We start from the raw sequence: 16,527 nt of genomic DNA on the forward strand, positions 1-16,527 counted from the left end.
GTTACGCCCTCACTTCAGCTCAGCGGCGGCTACATCGACGTAGACGTCGCCGCTCTCAATGGTCACGGGGTAGGTCGGCACCGGGTCGGTGGCCGGGAGGCAGGTCGGCTTGCCGCTCTCCAGGTCGAACTGGGAGCCGTGCAGCCARCACTCGATCCTCCCGTCCTCGACGTCGCCGTCCGACAGGCGGACGTCCTGGTGCGAGCACTCGTCCCGGATCGCGAACACCCGTCCGCCGGAGCGCACCACGCACACCGGCGTCGGCTCGTCCTCGCCCTCGACGTCCAGCTCGACACCCAAAGCCGCCTCTTCGGCGATGTCGTCGAGGGCACATACCCGTAGCTTCACCCGCCCACCGCCGACAGCTCCGCCTCCACGACCTGGCTGACCCGCTCGCGCAGCGCCTCGACGCCGATCCGGTCGAGCACCTCGCCGAAGAAGCCGCGCACGACCAGCCTGCGTGCCTCGTCGGCCGGGATGCCCCGGGCCATCAGGTAGAACAGGGCCTCGTCGTCGAACCGGCCGGTGGCGCTGGCGTGGCCCGCGCCGGTGACCTCACCGGTGAGGATCTCCAGGTTCGGCACCGAGTCGGCGCGGGCCCCGTCGGTCAGCACCAGGTTGCGGTTGATCTCGTAGGTGTCGGTGCCGACCGCGTCCGCGCCGATGAGCACGTCGCCGATCCACACCGAGTGCGCGTCGGCGCCCTGCAGCGCGCCCTTGTAGGTCACCCTGCTGCGGCAGTTGCGTTCCTGGTGGGTGATCAGCAGGCGGTGCTCCTGGTGCTGGCCGGCGTCGGTGAAGAACAGCCCGGCGAGCTCCGCGTCCCCGCCGGGACCGCGGTAGTCGACCGTCGGGCACAGCCGTACCAGCTGGCCGCCCAGCGTGATGTGGGTGGCGCGCAGCTTCGCGTCCCGGCCGAGCGAGAACGCGTGCGCCCCGGCGTGCACCGCGTCGTCGTCCCAGTCCTGCAGCGAGACGAACGTGACGGACGCGCCGTGGCCGACGTACACCTCGACGTTGCCGGCGTACMTCGCCGTGCCGGTGTGGTCGAGCACGACCGTCGCCGTGGCGAACGGCCCGACCTCGACGGCGAGGTGGCTGTAGCAGACCCCGCCCTCGCCCCGGAGCCTGACAATGATCGGCTCGGTCGGCTCCGCCTCGGCCGGGACGGTGACGGCCACCGCGCCACCGGCCCGCACGGTCGCGAACGCGGCCACCCGGTCGACCGGGGTGAGCACGCGGCCGACCCGCGGGTCGGCCGCGTCGACGTGCTCGACCTCGACGCCCTCGGGCGCCCCGACCGAGATGTCGATCTTCCCGTCCGGCTCCTGGCCGGCGATCAGGGCCTTCAGCGGGCGCAGCGGGGTGAACCGCCAGGCCTCCTCCCGCCCGGCTGGGACGGGGTGGGCCTCGGGATCACGGGACTGGACCGGGGCAGCGGGAGCCGCCGCGGCCGGTGGGCGCCCGGTCGCGTCGATGACCGCCATCAGCCGACCGAGCCTTCCATCTGCAGCTCGATCAGCCGGTTGAGCTCGAGGGCGTACTCCATCGGCAGCTCACGGGCGATCGGCTCGACGAAGCCACGCACGATCATCGCCATCGCCTCGTCCTCGGCCAGGCCCCGGCTCATCAGGTAGAAGAGCTGGTCCTCRCCGACCTTGGAGACGCTGGCCTCGTGGCCGATCGACGCGTCGTCCTCGCGGACGTCGACGTACGGGTAGGTGTCGGACCGGCTGACGGTGTCGACGAGCAGCGCGTCGCACTTCACGGTCGAGCGCGACTGCGTCGCGCCCTCGTGGATCTGCACGAGACCGCGGTACGAGGTCCGGCCGCCGCCGCGGGCCACCGACTTGGAGATGATCTGCGACGACGTGCGCGGCGCGGCGTGCACCATCTTGGCGCCCGCGTCCTGGTGCTGGCCCGCGCCGGCGAACGCGATCGAGAGCACCTCGCCGCGGGCCCGCTCGCCGAGCAGCCACACCGCCGGGTACTTCATCGTCACCTTGGAGCCGATGTTGCCGTCGATCCACTCCATCGTGCCGCCCTCCTGGCAGGCGGCCCGCTTGGTCACCAGGTTGTAGACGTTGTTCGACCAGTTCTGGATGGTCGTGTACCGGCAGCGCGCGTTCTTCTTGACGACGATCTCGACGACCGCGGAGTGCAGCGAGTCCGACGAGTAGACCGGCGCGGTGCAGCCCTCGACGTAGTGCACGTAGGCACCCTCGTCGACGATGATCAGCGTCCGCTCGAACTGGCCYATGTTCTCGGTGTTGATCCGGAAGTAGGCCTGCAGCGGGATGTCGACGTVCACACCCGGCGGGACGTAGATGAACGAGCCACCGGACCAGACGGAGGTGTTCAGYGCGGCGAACTTGTTGTCCCCGACCGGGATCACCGACCCGAAGTACTCCTTGAAGAGCTCCGGGTGCTCCCGCAGGCCGCTGTCGGTGTCGAGGAAGATGACGCCCTGCTCCTCGAGGTCCTCACGGATCTTGTGGTAGACGACCTCGGACTCGTACTGGGCGGCGACGCCGGAGATCAGGCGCTGCTTCTCCGCCTCCGGGATGCCGAGCTTGTCGTAGGTGTCCTTGATGTCCGCGGGCAGGTCGTCCCAGCTCTCCGCCTGCTTCTCGGTGGAGCGGACGAAGTACTTGATGTTGTCGAAGTCGATGCCGGAAAGGTCCGCGCCCCACGTCGGCATCGGCTTGCGCTCGAAGAGCTTCAGGCCCTTGAGCCGAAGGTCGGTCATCCACGACGGCTCGGACTTCTTCGCCGAGATACCGCGGACCACCGTCTCGGACAGGCCGCGCTCGACGTCGTCGGCATAGGCGTCGGCGTCGGCCCAGCCGAACTTGTACGAGCCAATCCCCTCAAGGGCGGTCTCGGCAGAGGTAGTCATGTCGTTATGATCCTCACGGGCACGGGAGAGTTCCTCGTCGGCACCGAGGACCCGGTGCCGGTAGCGGTCTTGCCGGGGACGTGCGTCGTGCAGACACCGTCGCCGTGGGCGATGGTGGCAAGTCGTTGGACATGGCTGTCCAGTAACCGGGACAGCGCCGCCGTCTCCGCGTCACACAGCGCGGGGAAACGCTCGGCGACGTGCTGGACCGGGCAGTGGTGCTGGCAGATCTGGGTACCGCTGGGCACCTCGGAGACGCTGGCCGTGTAACCGGCGTCCGTCATCGCCGCCGCGAGCGCCGCGGGGCGGTCCTCCTCCGACACGCCCTCGACCGCCGCGGCGAGCAGGGTCTCCAGCTCCCGGCCGCGCCGCTCGGCGAACGCGGCGACCGCGCCGCTGCCCGCCATCTCGTCGAGAAACCGCAGCGCACCGGCCGCGAGGTCGGAGTACGCCGTCGGTCCGGCTTCCTCGTGCCCCGCGTCGGTCAGTGCGTAATGTCGGGCCGGGCGCCCCCGGCCCCGCGGGCCGCGGGCGTGCACCGTGGTGGGCGTGAGGATGCCGTCGGCGACCATCACGTCGAGGTGACGGCGCACCGCCGCCGGCGAGAGGTCGAGCCGGCGGGCGAGGTCCGCGGCGGTCGAAGGCCCCGCCTCCAGCAGGATGCGCACGACACGATCCCGGGTGCGCCCATCGGCACCCGCCGGCGAGKCCGGCGAGGCCGCGGCACCCGGGTCCGGGCCGAGGTCCTGCTGGGATTTCACAACACCAGTGTGCCCTATTTACCGGCACCCGTCGAACCGGCGGCCCCACACTGTGATCCGTCAGTCTCTCCCCCGGCCAGGCACGCCCCCGTCGGCCAGACCACCCTGCGGCCGGCTCGGACGCGAAGTGCACACTGGCACGATGCGGATGCAACGGGTCATGCCGACACGTTCGGGCCTTCCGAGCAAAGCGGCGCGACGGGTAGCCGCGCTGGTGGGAGCGCTGCTGCTGGCCGGCGTCATGGCCGGCTGCGGCGGTGACGGGCCGAAGAGCAACGGGCTGGAGAAGGCCTCGGCGGACCAGGTCGGCGACCGGACACTCGACGCGTTCCGCCACGCCGACAACGTCCGGGTGGTCGGCCGGCTCGCCAGTGGCAGCACCGAGACCGGCGGCTCCACCTGGGACCTGCGGATGGCGGGGACGACCACCAGCGGCACGTTCACCAGCGGAAGCCACAAGATCGACGTCGTCAAGTCCGGCGCGGACACCTTCATCCGCGGCGACGAGGGCTACTACAAGGAGATCGGCGAGGTCGACGCCGCCTCCCTGCTCGCCGGCCGGTGGGTGCGGCTCACGCCGGCCCAGGCGGACAAGTACCGCTTCCTCACCGTCGAGGGCCTCGCCCTCTCCCTCACCGAGTACCTCAGCAGCCTCTCCGGCCCTGTCACCACCACGACGTTCGCCAGCCGCGACGCCGTCCTGGTGAAGGGCACCTCCGGCGTCACCCTCTACGCCGCCACGACCGGCGACCCGGTCCCGCTGCGGATCGACGTCGTCGGCGGCACCAACAGCCGCATCGAGTTCAGCGAATACGGCTCGGCCACCACCGCCGCGGTCCCCAACGACGCCGTCGACCTGGCCAGCTTCGGCTAGGGCGCAAGCCGGTCCCGGCCAACCTGGGCCCCTTCCCGCCGGGTGATCGGCGGTAGCATGCGGCGGTGCCCGAGCCCGTAGTGGTGGCCGTCGACCAGGGGACGACCGGGACGACGGTCTGCGTCCTCGACCGGGATGCCCGGGTCGTCGGCCGGGCGCATGCCGACGTCGCCGCGTCCTACCCGCGCCCCGGCTGGGTCGAGCAGGACCCGGAGCGGCTCTGGCGCGGCGTCGTCGACACCGTCGCGGCGGCGCTCGCGGCGGGCGGGCGCCGCGCCACCGACATCGGCGCGGTCGGCATCACCAACCAGCGCGAGACCACGGTCCTGTGGGACCGGCGCACCGGCGAGCCCGTCCACCCGGCGATCGTCTGGCAGGACCGGCGGACCGCCGCCGCCTGCGAGAAGCTCGCCGCGGCCGGGCACGGCCCGGCCGTCGCCGAGCGCACCGGCCTGGTGCTCGACCCCTACTTCTCCGGCACCAAGATCGCCTGGATCCTGGACGCGGACCCCGAGCTGCGCCGCCGCGCCGGGCGCGGCGAGCTGGCGTTCGGCACCGTCGACAGCTGGCTCGTCTGGCGGCTCACCGGCGGGCGCAGGCACGTCACCGACGTCACCAACGCCTCCCGCACGATGTTGCTCGACCTCGCGACGGCCACCTGGTCGGCCCCGATGGCCGAGCTGCTCGACGTCCCGGCGGAGCTGCTCGCCGAGGTGCGCCCCAGCTCCGAGGTGTACGCCGAGACCGACCCGGCCGCGTTCCTCGGGGTCGCGGTGCCGGTCGCGGCGGCCGTCGGCGACCAGCAGGCGGCGCTGTTCGCGCAGGCCTGCGTCGAGGCGGGGCAGGCCAAGAACACCTACGGGACCGGCTCGTTCGTCCTGCTCAACACCGGTCCGACGCCGCCGCCCCCGAGCCGGGAGGGCGCGCTGCTGCGCACCGTCGCGTTCCAGCTGGCCGGCGAGCCGGCGCACTACGCGCTTGAGGGGGCGGTCCTCGCGACCGGCGCCGCCGTGCAGTGGCTGCGCGACGGGCTGGGCGTGATCGGCTCGGCGGCCGAGACGGCCGGGCTCGCCGCCTCCCTGGACGGTAACGACGGCGTCTACTTCGTCCCGGCGCTGGCCGGCCTCGGCGCGCCGCACTGGGACGCGCGGGCGCGCGGCACCCTCGTCGGGCTCACCCGTGGCACCGGCCGGGCGCACCTCGCCCGCGCGGTGCTGGAGTCGATCGCCTACCGCACCCGGGACATCGCCGTGGCGATGAGCGCCACGGGCACGCCCGTCACGGAGCTGCGCGCCGACGGCGGCGCGGCCGCCAACCCATGGCTCATGCAGTTCCAGGCCGACATCCTCGGCGTCCCGGTCGACGTGCCGGACAACCTGGAGACCACCGCGCTCGGCTCCGGCTACCTCGCCGGGCTCGCGACCGGCTTCTTCCCCGACCGCGCCGCCCTCGCCGCGCTGCGCCGCACCGCCACCCGCTACGAGCCACGGATGCCCACCGCCGAACGCGACCGCCTGTACGCCGACTGGCTGCGGGCCCTCGACCGCTCTCGGGGTTGGTCCCGCGACTGAGTCCCGCGACTGGGCCCAGCGACTGAGACGGGCCCGCGTGCGCCGCCCACGACGCCCGCCGAGGCGCCGCCTGCCCGGCGGCCGCCCGGACGGGCCATCACCGTTTCACGTCGATCGAGGCGACTTTTACGACAAAAAGAATTTTCGGTGCGCGAGGCAACGAACGGACCACACGATCGAGCTGGCAAATCTCAGCGAATCTACTGTCTGCGGAACCGAACCATGACAGTCTGTCACGGGGGGCGGTTGGCGCTCCCGTTTCGCCCCTGCCCCCCGGACGGAGACCGTGACCGACTCGGAGTACGCCGTCGAGCTCGGCCGGCGCCTGCGCGCGGTCCGCAACCGGCGTGGCATGTCGCTGCTCGACGTGCAGGAGATCACCGCCGGCCGATGGACCGCCGGCACCCTCGGTGCCTATGAGCGCGGCAGCCGGGTCATGCGCGTGCACCGGCTCGTCGAGCTCGCCGAGCTGTACGACGTGCCCGCGACCCTGCTCGTCCCCCCGACCCACGATCACCGGGACACCGACGGCCTGCCGCCGCTGGTGATCGACCTGCGCCGGCTACGCAAGCTCCCGCCGACCCGCACCGGCCCGCTGCGGCGCTGGATCGCGATCGTGCAGGTGCTGCGCTCGGAGAACGCCCGCGACGTGCTCCGGCTGCGCCGCTCCGACCTGACGTCGCTGTCGCGCCTCTACTCGACGACCCCCGAGCTGCTCTACGAGCGGCTCATCGCCTGGGGCGCCCTCGTCGACCCCGCCGAGCCATCCCCGGGCACGGGCACCCGCCGCCGGCCGGGCGCGGCCGCGGACCGGCCGCGCGCCGCCGTGCCGTCCACGCTGCCGCGTCAGGGGCCACGCCGCTGAACGCCGCGCCTCGCTTCGCCTTCCCGCCCAGGGATCGCGCGGAAGGGGCCGGCGCCGGGGCGCCGTAGGATCGGCGCGTGGGCGAGATCCTGGCGGTCGAGGTCGTCGACCTCGTCAAGACATATGGACGGGCCCGCGCGGTGGACGGGCTGTCGTTCGAGGTGCCGGCCGGGAAGGTCACCGCCCTGCTCGGGCCGAACGGCGCGGGCAAGACGACGACCGTCGAGATCTGCGAGGGGTTCCGGCGGGCCGACGCCGGCACCGCCCGGGTCCTCGGCGCCGACCCCAGGGACCCGCGGCTGCGCCCCCGGGTCGGGGTGATGCTCCAGTCCGGCGGGATGTACCCGGGCGCCAAGGCCGACGAGATGCTACGGCTCGTCGCCGCGCACCACGCCCACCCGCTCGACCCCGACGCGCTGCTCGCCAGGGTGGGCCTCGTCGGCGCCCCGGCCCGCACGCCGTTCCGGCGGCTGTCCGGCGGCCAGAAGCAGCTGCTCTCGCTGGCGATGGCCGTGGTCGGGCGCCCGGAGCTGGTGTTCCTCGACGAGCCGACGGCCGGCCTCGACGTGCGCGCGCGCCATGACACCTGGGACCTGGTCGAACAGCTGCGCTCCGCCGGCGTGACGGTGGTCCTCACCACGCACGCGATGGACGAGGCGGAGAAGCTCGCCGACCAGGTCGTGATCATCAATCGGGGCCGGGTGGTCGCCGCCGGCGCCCCGATCGAGCTGAAGGGCGGCGGCGCGGACGGCGAGCTCCGGTTCCGCGCGCCGGGCCGGCTCGACCTCGGCCAGCTCCTCACCGCGTTGCCGGTCGGCTCGCGGGCCGTCGAGCGCGCCGGCGGGCACTACATCGTGAGCGGCACCGTCGACGCGGCGTTCGTCGCCGCGGTGATGGCCTGGTGCGCCAACAACGGCGTCCCGGCGACCGACGTACGGGTCGAGCAGCGCAGCCTGGAGGACGTCTTCGTGGACCTGACCGGCTCGGAGCTGACCCCGTGAGCGTCACCGACCCGGCGGGAACCGCTGGAGCCCTGGCTCCGGCCGAGGCGCCCACCCGCGCTCCGCTGGACCTGCGGCCCGCGCCCGGCRCCGCCCGATGGCCGCGGATGCTCGGCGCGCAGACCCGGATGGAGCTGACCCTCAACCTGCGCCACGGCGAGTCCGTGCTGCTGACTTTGATCATCCCGATCGGGCTGCTGCTGTTCTTCTCGGCCGTCGACGTCCTGCCGTCCGACGGCCGCGACTCGGTCGACTTCCTGGTGCCCGGGGTGCTCGCGCTCGCGGTGATGTCGGCCGCGTTCACCGGGCAGGCGATCTCCACCGGGTTCGAACGCCGCTACGGGGTGCTCAAGCGGCTCGGCGCGACCCCGCTGCCCCGCTGGGTGCTGCTCGCCGGCAAGACGCTGGCGGTGCTCGCCATCGAGGTCCTGCAGGTGGTGCTGCTGGTCGCCGTCGGCCTGGCACTCGGCTGGGAGCCGCGGCTCCCCGGGACCGCCGCCGGCATCGGCTGGCTCGCGGTCCTCCTGGTCCTCGGCACGACCGCGTTCAGCGGGCTCGGCCTGCTCATGGCGGGCACGCTGCGCGCCGAGGCGACCCTGGCCGCGGCCAACGGCGTCTACCTGCTGCTGCTGCTCGTGGGCGGGGTGGTGTTCCCGCTCTCCGAGCTGCCCGGCTGGCTGCGCGTCCTGGCCGAGGGCCTGCCGACGGCGGCCCTGTCCGAGGGCGTGCGGGCCGTGCTCGCCGACGCCGCGTCCCCGGGCGCCGGGCCGCTGATCGTCCTGGCGTGCTGGGCGGTGGCCTCCATCGTCCTGGCCGCGCGTACCTTTCGCTGGGAGTAGGCCCGGCGGGGTCCGGGCGTCAGGAGACCGAGACGTACGATGGCCGCGATGTCTTCTACAGCTCGTCGAAGCAATCCGGTGGCGGCGCTCTGGGACCGGCTGCCGACGGTGAGCCCGCGGGTGTTCCGGGTCCTCACGCTCATCAGCCTGGTGTTCCTCGGGCTGATCGTGGTCACCGGCGGCGCGGTCCGGCTGACCGGCTCCGGGCTCGGCTGCCCGACCTGGCCGCAGTGCGGCGACGGCTCCTTCACGCCGCACAGCGAGTACGCGCTGCACGGGGCGGTCGAGTTCGGCAACCGCATGGTCAGCATCCTGATGGGCGTGTTCATGCTGGTCACGCCGCTGGCGGCGCTGCGGTTGGCCGACCGGCGCGCGCGGCGCGACCTGGTGTGGCTGTCGTTCGGGCTGTGGGCCGGCTTCGTCAGCCAGGCCGTGCTCGGCGGGATCACCGTGCTCACCGACCTGCACCCGGCCACCGTCGCCGCGCACTTCCTGCTCTCGATGCTGCTGCTCGTCGACGGCGTGGTGCTCTACCGCCGGGCGCGGCAGGGCGCGGGGCCCGTCACCGTCTCCGTCCGCCGCGAGCTGCTCTGGCTCGCCCGGGTCCTGGTCGTCGTCGCCGCCGGGGTCCTCGTCCTCGGGACCGTCGTCACCGGCACCGGGCCGCACAGCGGCGACGACGAGAAGGCCAAGCGGTTCGGCTTCGACATCGTCAACGTCGCGCAGCTGCACGCCGACAGCGCGATGCTGGTCACCGGCCTCGCCGTCGCGATGGCCTTCGCCGTCCGGATCGCGAAGGCCTCCCAGGAGGCCCGCCGCTGGGCCGACGTCCTCGTGGTGACGATCGTCGCCCAGGCCGCGGTCGGCTTCACCCAGTACTTCCTCGGCATCCCCGCCGGCCTGGTCGCCCTCCACGTCACCGGCGCCACCCTGATGTGGATAGCCGCCCTGCGCCTCTGGCTAGCCCTCCCCGACCGCCCGTCGTTGATCACCCCGGCCTTGGCCTCAGCTGTGGTAGACGTCGGAGCGGTGATCGATACGCACGACGCGGACAGTGCGAGCACGGTCGTCGATGCGGTAGACCACCCGGTAAGCGCCGCGCCGAGCCGAGTGGTGACCGCTCAGCTCACGGACTAGCGGCTTGCCCACGACGCGCGGCCTGTCCAGCAACGGCCCGGTAATGAACTCGACGACCGCGGCCGCGGCCGCCGCYGGCAGGCCGGCCGGTGGCGGTTCCGTGAGAGCCCTACGGGCAGCGGGAGCAAGGGTCAACCGGTAGGCATCGTCTGTCACTGTTGCTCGCGCTCCAGGCGAGCAGCGAACTCTCGACGCAGCTGGTCCGCGTCAATTCCTTTCCCGGCGTCGATGTCAGCCTCAGCTTGACGGATCTGTTCCAACGCACCAGGTGTGGACAGCAGATCCAGCGTCTCCTCGAGGGCCTCGAGGTCGGACACCGCGAGCATGACCACCTCTGGCCGTCCGTTGCGTGTGATCACGACCCTGTCATGTGTGTCGCGGACCTCGTCCACGACGGCGGACAGCCGCGCTTTGGCATCCGCCAGCGGTATCACAGTCATGACCAGAATTATAGTCACGGGTCGCGGCGATGATCCCGTGATCGTGCCTCAGAGCAGTGGGCTGACCGCCACCGCGAGGAACAGGATGGTCAGGTACGTGATGCTGTAGTGGAAGAGGCGCATCGGGCGGGCGGGCTCGCCGCGGGCGACGCGGCGGCTGAGCCGGTGGGCCTCCAGCAGGAACCAGGCGCCGACGACGACCGCGACTGCCAGATAGACCAGCCCCGCGTCGGCGACCGGGTAGAGCACGACCGACGTCGCGACCATCACGTACGAGTAGATCAGGATCTTGCGGGCGACCTCGCGCAGCGGCGCCACGACCGGCAGCATCGGCACGCCGGCCGCCGCGTAGTCGTCCTTGAACTTGATGGCGAGTGCCCAGAAGTGCGGCGGGGTCCAGAAGAACACGACGCCGAACAGCACGACCGCGCCCCACCCGACCGTGCCGGTCACCGCCGACCAGCCGATGAGCACCGGGAAGCAGCCGGCGGCACCGCCGATGACGATGTTCGACGGGGTCCGCCGCTTCAGCCCCAGCGTGTAGACGAACACGTAGAAGAGGATCGCGCCGTCGGCGAGCAGCGCCGACGGCCAGTTGACCAGCAGCCCGAACAGCAGCGTGGACACGATGCCGAGCGCGATGCCGAACCACAGCGCCTCGACCGGGGAGACAGTCGCCTTGACCAGCGGGCGGCGCTTGGTGCGCGCCATGATCTCGTCGATGTCACGGTCGACGTAGCAGTTGATGGTGTTCGCGCTGCCGGCGGAGAGCGTGCCGGCGACGAGCGTCACCACGATCAGCCAGAGCGACGGCAGGCCGCGGTCGGCGAGGATCATCACCGGGATCGTGGTGATGAGCAGCAGCTCGATGATGCGCGGCTTGGTGAGCGCGATGTACGCCCGCGCCTTGGCGAGCGCGAACCCAAGGCGGCCGCCGTCCGTGCCTGCGGGAGCGAGGGTGGCGGGGGTGGCGAGGGTGGCCGGGGTCGTCACGGCCGGTGGCGGCGGCGTGACGGCAACGGGCTCCGAAACGGTCGACATATCGGCTACCTCGACGGCGCCCGCGGTCGCCGGCGTCTGGGTGGAAGCGGTGGTCACGGTGCCCGCCCGGCCACCCGTGACAGTCGCCCGACCAGCGCCGGATCCGGCCGCGTGCGGGCGCGGCGCGGCCTGCCTGCGGCGCAGGACTGCCAGGGTGGACAGAGCGACCTCACGTTCTCCCCGCGAGGCGGGGCGGCACCGTTCGCGCCCGCCTGGGCGGGTTGGGTTCTACGTCGTGTCGGAGTCTAACTGCCCGCGGGCCGCGCGGGCGCGCCGCCCGGGCGGCCCGGCCGCTCCGGGCGCGCGGAGATCGCCGCGCGGACTCGGCGCGCGGGAGGCGTACCGCCTGGCGGCCAGGGCCGAGGACCACACCCTGAAGCCCCGCGCACCCGGCTTCCGGCGGCCGGCCCGCCAACCAGGCCGCCGCTTCGTCCCTTAGCCTCGGGCTTTCACCGGGGTGATCGTCTGTTGGGGTTCCGGGAATAGGAAAGTGCTCCCGAGCTGGGAGGATCGGGCTTGCTGAGGGCCTGATCGATCCGAACCAAGGAGCACCTTCGCGGTGAAGATTACCGCTCTGTATCCGTCTGTCCGCGTGGACGCCGCCGGGCGTGGAATCGTGTCGCACGCGGGCGGGCTCATGATGACCGAGACGGTCCGGGCCAGCGGGCTCGGGCAGGCGCTGTCGGCGGCGTTGGCGCCATGGCGACCGGGCCGGGCGGTGCACGACCCGGGCAAGGTGCTGTGCGATCTGGCGCTGTCGCTGGCGTTGGGTGGGGACTGCCTCGCGAACGTGTCGCTCCTGCGCGCGGAACCGGCCGTGTTCGGACGGGTCGCGTCAGACCCGACCGTGTCCCGCACGGTCGACCGCCTCGCCGTTGACGTCGAGAAGGCGCTGAAAGCGGTCGACGCCGCCCGGGCCCTCGCCCGGGCGCGGGTGTGGGAGCTGGCTGGCAGGCACGCTCCGCATGCCGAGGTGTGCGCCGAGAACCCGCTGGTCGTCGATCTGGACGCCACCCTGGTCACCGCCCACTCGGAGAAGGAGAAAGCCGACCGGACCTGGAAGAAGGGGTCCGGGTTCCACCCACTGTGGGCGTTCGCCGAACCACGGCAGCGACGGGTCGGGTGAGCCGCTGGCGGTGCTGCTGCGGCCCGGTAACGCCGGGGCCAACACCGCCGCCGACCACGTCACCGTGGCCACCGCCGCGCTGGCGCAGCTACCCCGGCGGCTGCGCCGGGGCCGGTCGGTACTGATCCGGACCGACAGCGGCGGCGGCACGCACGCGTTCGTGGCATGGGCGCACCAGCGGCGGCTGGCCTACTCGGTCGGGTTCACCCTGCCCGAGAGCGCCACCGAGGCGATCGCCAAGATCCCCGCGGGGGCCTGGACACCCGCCCACAACAGTGACGGGCAGCCCCGCGACGGCGCGTGGGTCGCCGAACTGACCGGGCTGATGGACCTGTCCGGCTGGCCGGAGGGCATGCGGGTTCTCGTCCGCAAGGAACGCCCGCACCCCGGCGCCCAGCTACGGATCACCGACCCCGACGGCAACCGCTGCACCGCGTTCGCGACCAACACCCGCCGCGGACAGCTCGCCGACCTGGAACTGCGTCACCACCGCCGGGCCCGCTGCGAGGACCGCATCCGCGCCGCCAAGGACACCGGCCTGACCAACCTGCCCCTGCACGACTTCGCCCAGAACCAGCTCTGATGCGCCGTCGTGGCGCTGGCCCTGGACCTGCTCGCCTGGACCCAGACCCTCGCCCTGACCCGCCACCCCGCCCGCCGCTGGGAACCGAAACGCCTACGGCACAGGCTGTTCACCATCGCCGGACGCGTCGCCCACCACGCACGACAGACCGTGCTGCACCTGGCCGCCCACCACCCCTGGGCAGCGCTGGCCGTCCAGGCCCTGACCATCCTGCGCGCGCTACCCGACCCCGGACAGCCACCCAGGCCCGCCCTGCCCCGACAACCCGCACCACCCCCGGCCGTGGACCGGCGCACCAGCCCACGCGACAGCGCGTCAACCCGTCACACCCCGACCCGACAAATCAACATCAAAAACGGGGCGAGACGACCGACAACCCGACCCAGCCACCCGGCGAAAGATCGAGGCTAGGCACCACGATTCCCGGGCTGGTGACGCCGCGTCCGGGAGGAGGCGCGTCGTCACCCGCCCCCGCCACAGGTCGGCATCAACGTCATAAAAGCTGCGCCACCTCCAGCAGCAGCGGAAGAGGGAGACATCGTGAGAACGCGCAGGCAGAAGGTGACGGGCGGACACGCAAAAGGAAGTCGAACCGACTAGATTCTATGGCTTTCGTATCTGGCGACCGCATTTACCCTAGGAATACTCGCACGTCACAACACAGCCTTCCTCTACCCTCTTCTCTTTCTAGTTCCAGTTGGATTCGCATTGGGGTTCTGGATCATCCGTCGCGACAACAAGGCGTCGCGGATTTCTGCCACTCAGACCCTCGATAATCACTGAACCGGAGGAATTCTCCGGGCGTCTCCGAACGGTCGGGAACGCCGTGTTTGGGTTGTGGAGAGTCCTCCCGCTCCCTTAATCTCCCGGACGAGACGCCGCGGTCCCTGCTGGAAGACGCGGTCCGGGCCGCCGACGGCCCGACCTCCCCCGTCCATCGACGCGAGCCCCGACGCCCGCCGGAGTCGCATGTGGTCCTGGGGTATGACCGTGGCGCCGGCTCGCCAGCGGGGCACGACTCCGCGGCAGCGTCCCTGGCGCATGCATCTCCGACAAGTGAGTAGATGTCCCGCGTGACCGGTGACGCGCAGTCAGCCCGACGGCGCGACGTTCGTGGACGGGCGCACGGACGTCGCCGGAGCGATGAGCACGAGCATCGAACTCACGGCCACCAGCCGGGCGGCGGCGGACGTCGCACCGGCGCGGTGCTGCTCGGCACGATGGTCGCCTCCCCGTTTCACCTGCGGCGGAACGGACGGGATTGTTTGCACAGGGCATGACGGTCTCCCGGGCGAACGACGAGTGGGAAAGAGAACGACGTGCGCAGAATATTGAACGCTTTCTTCGACTGGCTCGACCGAATTCTGGGGCCAGTGGACACCAATGCCCTGTCGAAACTCCGCGGCGCTTTCTACAGCCCCAACTTCCCGAACGTCGCGCCACAGTCGGTCCTGGAAGTACATGACGTGGCCCGGCCCGCCGACGACGCGAGCTCCCCGACCGCCGGCGAGCCCGCGACCTCGGGCAAAGGTCGCGGGTAGTCCCGAGGCGCCACGGCGTCGGCCTACCGGCACCGCCATGCGGTGCGCCGTCGGCTGGAGGAGCTGAATCGGAGAGAGACGATGCGCGGGTTTCCCGACTACGACAAGGCGGCCTACGACCGGAAGCTCCTGCGCCTGTGGGCGACCCTTCCAGCGTTTTTCGTGATCGGCCTGCTCGTCGGCCTCGTCATCGACCACGCCGTGCTGGCCGCCGGGCTCGGGGGGATCACCTGGGCCGCCTGCGCAGTCCGCTATGTGACGTATCAGTTCCTCACTGATGACGGCGCCGGCCTCAGGAGGTACACGCGGCGCGGGCAGGGCGACTGACGAGCAGGGCGGCCGGCACGGTGAACCAGACGCGGGCAGCGGTCCACCGGCGAGCGATGAGCGGAGGGCAAGATCCACGAAGTGATCACCGTCATCCTGTATGTCATCGCGGTGTGGCTGTTCGGAGCCGGCATCAGAACAGGCTGGCGGCACCGAAGGGAACAGCATGCCGGAAAACCAGTGAAAACCTTTAAAGGGCGCGTTCGTCGATGCGGGATCCATGATCTTCGGAGGGTTCGGTGTCGCGGTGATAGGGGCGATCTTCCAGCGCCTCTGAAGGGCTGAACAACGATCTCAGCGCCGTCGCGGCCCGACTCGTGCCGGGTGCGCCTCCGCACGGACAGGACCAGCCGCCGATCACCCCTTTCATGTATCCCCACCCGGAGGGTGCCTTGGTACGCTGGCCGTCGGAAGGCCACGACCCGGTGTTGTGGCGTCGCTATGTAATGATTCTGGCATCTCTCTTCGCGACAATGTTTATTGGCCTGCTGGTGGGGCTGCCATTCGGCAGGCAGGACGACACGACCCTTATAGCGTTCCTCATCTGGTGTCCTTTCGGACTGGCTTACACGGTGTACATGGTCGTGGACGGCATGCGGGCGGAACGCAGCGGCAGGTGACCACCCACATTCGATCGCGAGGCGGCGGGAATGTCATCGACGTTGCTGGTCCGAAGATCCAGCCAAACTTTTCCCCATACGTACGGGAAATATTTCGTGGAGGTCGACGGGCGGCTGGTGGCGCTGATCTCCAGAGGTGAGGAGACCCGGATCGCGGTGCCRCCGGGCTCGCACAGGGTACGAGCCTGGACCTCGTGGATACCGAGTCACCCGGTGATCGTGGGCGTCGCCGATGGGGAGACCGCGACCATGGCGGTGGCGGGTCGGGGAGACACCGCGACCTCGCAGTTCCTCTCCGGCTGTCGCGGGCCGCGCCTGACCGCCGACCGGGCCGAGGGTGGGTCAGGCGGGCCGCCGACAGCGCCGGCGGATCTCCGTGGGCGTTCGTGGGTGGCCTTGTTCATGTACGTCACGTACGCGCTGCAGCTCCTCGGGCTCCTGGCCGTGATCAACGGCGTCGCCGCGCATGACACGGCACGGGTCGCGCTGATCGTCGCCGGGACGGTCCTGCTCGTCGGCTGCTGGGCCGCCCGTCGGCCCTGGGGACATCGGGCCGCGCCGAGGTAGCGCCGTCTCGGTGGACGTTCGCCCCAGCTGCCTGCCTCCGGCGGCTCGGAGATCTGTCAGAGGCCGCGCGCCATCAGCGGCACGCTGCGTCGCCCACGATCCGCAGGCATGGCTGGCCGCCGGGCGGTGTTGCTACGGGAGAGCAACCGTTGCCCGGATGGTGAGGTGTCCAACTGTTCATGTGGGCACCCTGTTCACGAGCGTGAGCTGGGCGGGCACACTAGGCCACAGGAGGTCCGCGCATCCGGGCCGGAACGGCTGGAGAGCGTGGCAGGCGCCACGGGCCGGCCGTGGCGGTGGCCGTCCAACCCKGCGGCGGTTGCGTGGATGAGCTA

15 protein-coding genes and 2 pseudogenes are annotated in these 16,527 nt (G+C 71.6%); 10 read left to right on the plus strand and 7 right to left on the minus strand.

The genetic code is table 11. The features are described 5' to 3' along the window. Positions 1-9: 9 nt before the first annotated feature. Genes BL253_RS07550 through BL253_RS07565 form a run of 4 tightly spaced genes read right to left on the minus strand, consistent with a single transcriptional unit; the run spans position 10 to position 3,660 of the window. A complete protein-coding gene (locus BL253_RS07550) occupies positions 10-348 on the minus strand; it encodes a non-heme iron oxygenase ferredoxin subunit (protein WP_076814802.1) in 339 nt (112 codons plus the stop codon). Continuing rightward, positions 345-1,487, minus strand: coding sequence for a Fe-S cluster assembly protein SufD (sufD, locus tag BL253_RS07555; protein ID WP_076814805.1), 1,143 nt, complete (start codon positions 1,485-1,487; stop codon positions 345-347). Before sufD ends, BL253_RS07550 begins: the two co-directional genes overlap by 4 nt. Next, positions 1,487-2,899, minus strand: a complete 1,413-nt coding sequence (sufB, locus tag BL253_RS07560) for a Fe-S cluster assembly protein SufB (protein ID WP_076814807.1) — start codon at positions 2,897-2,899, stop codon at positions 1,487-1,489. Before sufB ends, sufD begins: the two co-directional genes overlap by 1 nt. Then, positions 2,896-3,660: a helix-turn-helix transcriptional regulator gene (locus BL253_RS07565; protein WP_076814809.1), complete on the minus strand. Its 765-nt coding sequence runs from the start codon at positions 3,658-3,660 to the stop codon at positions 2,896-2,898. Before BL253_RS07565 ends, sufB begins: the two co-directional genes overlap by 4 nt. A gap of 160 nt (positions 3,661-3,820) precedes the next feature. Here BL253_RS07565 and BL253_RS07570 point away from each other — a divergent pair, with 160 nt between their 5' ends. The 6 genes from BL253_RS07570 (at position 3,821) to BL253_RS07595 (ending at position 9,947) form a co-directional block, all read left to right on the plus strand. Further along, the gene (locus tag BL253_RS07570; RefSeq protein ID WP_076814999.1) at positions 3,821-4,534 is read left to right on the plus strand and encodes a hypothetical protein; all 714 of its coding nucleotides are present in this window, start codon (positions 3,821-3,823) and stop codon (positions 4,532-4,534) included. A 65-nt stretch (positions 4,535-4,599) separates the two neighbouring features. Then, positions 4,600-6,105 carry a glycerol kinase GlpK gene (gene glpK / locus BL253_RS07575; RefSeq protein ID WP_076814811.1) on the plus strand — a complete coding sequence of 502 codons (1,506 nt, stop codon included), beginning with the start codon at positions 4,600-4,602 and terminating at the stop codon, positions 6,103-6,105. A gap of 286 nt (positions 6,106-6,391) precedes the next feature. Beyond that, positions 6,392-6,970: a helix-turn-helix domain-containing protein gene (locus BL253_RS07580; protein ID WP_076814813.1), complete on the plus strand. Its 579-nt coding sequence runs from the start codon at positions 6,392-6,394 to the stop codon at positions 6,968-6,970. Between the two features lie 77 nt (positions 6,971-7,047). Next, entirely contained in the window at positions 7,048-7,971 is a 924-nt protein-coding gene (locus tag BL253_RS07585) for an ABC transporter ATP-binding protein (RefSeq protein ID WP_076814815.1), read from the plus strand. After that, on the plus strand, positions 7,968-8,810 hold the full coding sequence (locus BL253_RS07590; RefSeq protein WP_420801629.1) for an ABC transporter permease: 843 nt from the start codon (positions 7,968-7,970) through the stop codon (positions 8,808-8,810). The genes BL253_RS07585 and BL253_RS07590 overlap by 4 nt, the downstream gene beginning before the upstream one ends. A 48-nt stretch (positions 8,811-8,858) precedes the next feature. Beyond that, the gene (locus BL253_RS07595; RefSeq protein WP_338013691.1) at positions 8,859-9,947 is read left to right on the plus strand and encodes a COX15/CtaA family protein; all 1,089 of its coding nucleotides are present in this window, start codon (positions 8,859-8,861) and stop codon (positions 9,945-9,947) included. Here BL253_RS07595 and BL253_RS45105 read toward each other — a convergent pair. The 3 genes and pseudogenes from BL253_RS45105 to BL253_RS07610 all read right to left on the minus strand — a co-directional run. Next, positions 9,885-10,103: pseudogene (locus BL253_RS45105) on the minus strand (type II toxin-antitoxin system RelE family toxin); the annotation flags it as partial. The gene BL253_RS07595 and the pseudogene BL253_RS45105 overlap by 63 nt on opposite strands. Further along, positions 10,100-10,381, minus strand: coding sequence for a type II toxin-antitoxin system Phd/YefM family antitoxin (locus tag BL253_RS07605; protein ID WP_198946201.1), 282 nt, complete (start codon positions 10,379-10,381; stop codon positions 10,100-10,102). The pseudogene BL253_RS45105 and the gene BL253_RS07605, both read right to left, overlap by 4 nt. A gap of 54 nt (positions 10,382-10,435) precedes the next feature. Then, positions 10,436-11,428: a heme o synthase gene (locus BL253_RS07610; RefSeq protein WP_076815005.1), complete on the minus strand. Its 993-nt coding sequence runs from the start codon at positions 11,426-11,428 to the stop codon at positions 10,436-10,438. A 559-nt stretch (positions 11,429-11,987) separates the two neighbouring features. Here BL253_RS07610 and BL253_RS39200 point away from each other — a divergent pair. From BL253_RS39200 to BL253_RS42220, 4 genes and pseudogenes are all read left to right on the plus strand, one after another. Then, positions 11,988-13,371: pseudogene (locus BL253_RS39200) on the plus strand (IS1380 family transposase); the annotation flags it as partial. Positions 13,372-14,456: 1,085 nt separating this feature from the next. Further along, the gene (locus BL253_RS41775) at positions 14,457-14,678 is read left to right on the plus strand and encodes a hypothetical protein (RefSeq protein ID WP_131831456.1); all 222 of its coding nucleotides are present in this window, start codon (positions 14,457-14,459) and stop codon (positions 14,676-14,678) included. 81 nt (positions 14,679-14,759) lie between these two features. Further along, positions 14,760-15,005, plus strand: coding sequence for a hypothetical protein (locus BL253_RS07625; protein WP_076814821.1), 246 nt, complete (start codon positions 14,760-14,762; stop codon positions 15,003-15,005). Positions 15,006-16,027: 1,022 nt separating this feature from the next. Next, positions 16,028-16,192 (plus strand): hypothetical protein, encoded by a 165-nt coding sequence (locus BL253_RS42220; protein ID WP_158230337.1) that lies wholly within the window; start codon positions 16,028-16,030, stop codon positions 16,190-16,192. The last annotated feature ends 335 nt before the right edge of the window (positions 16,193-16,527 follow it).

The organism is Pseudofrankia asymbiotica (genome assembly GCF_001983105.1).
In the GTDB taxonomy this organism is placed as follows: Bacteria; Actinomycetota; Actinomycetes; order Frankiales; family Frankiaceae; genus Pseudofrankia; species Pseudofrankia asymbiotica.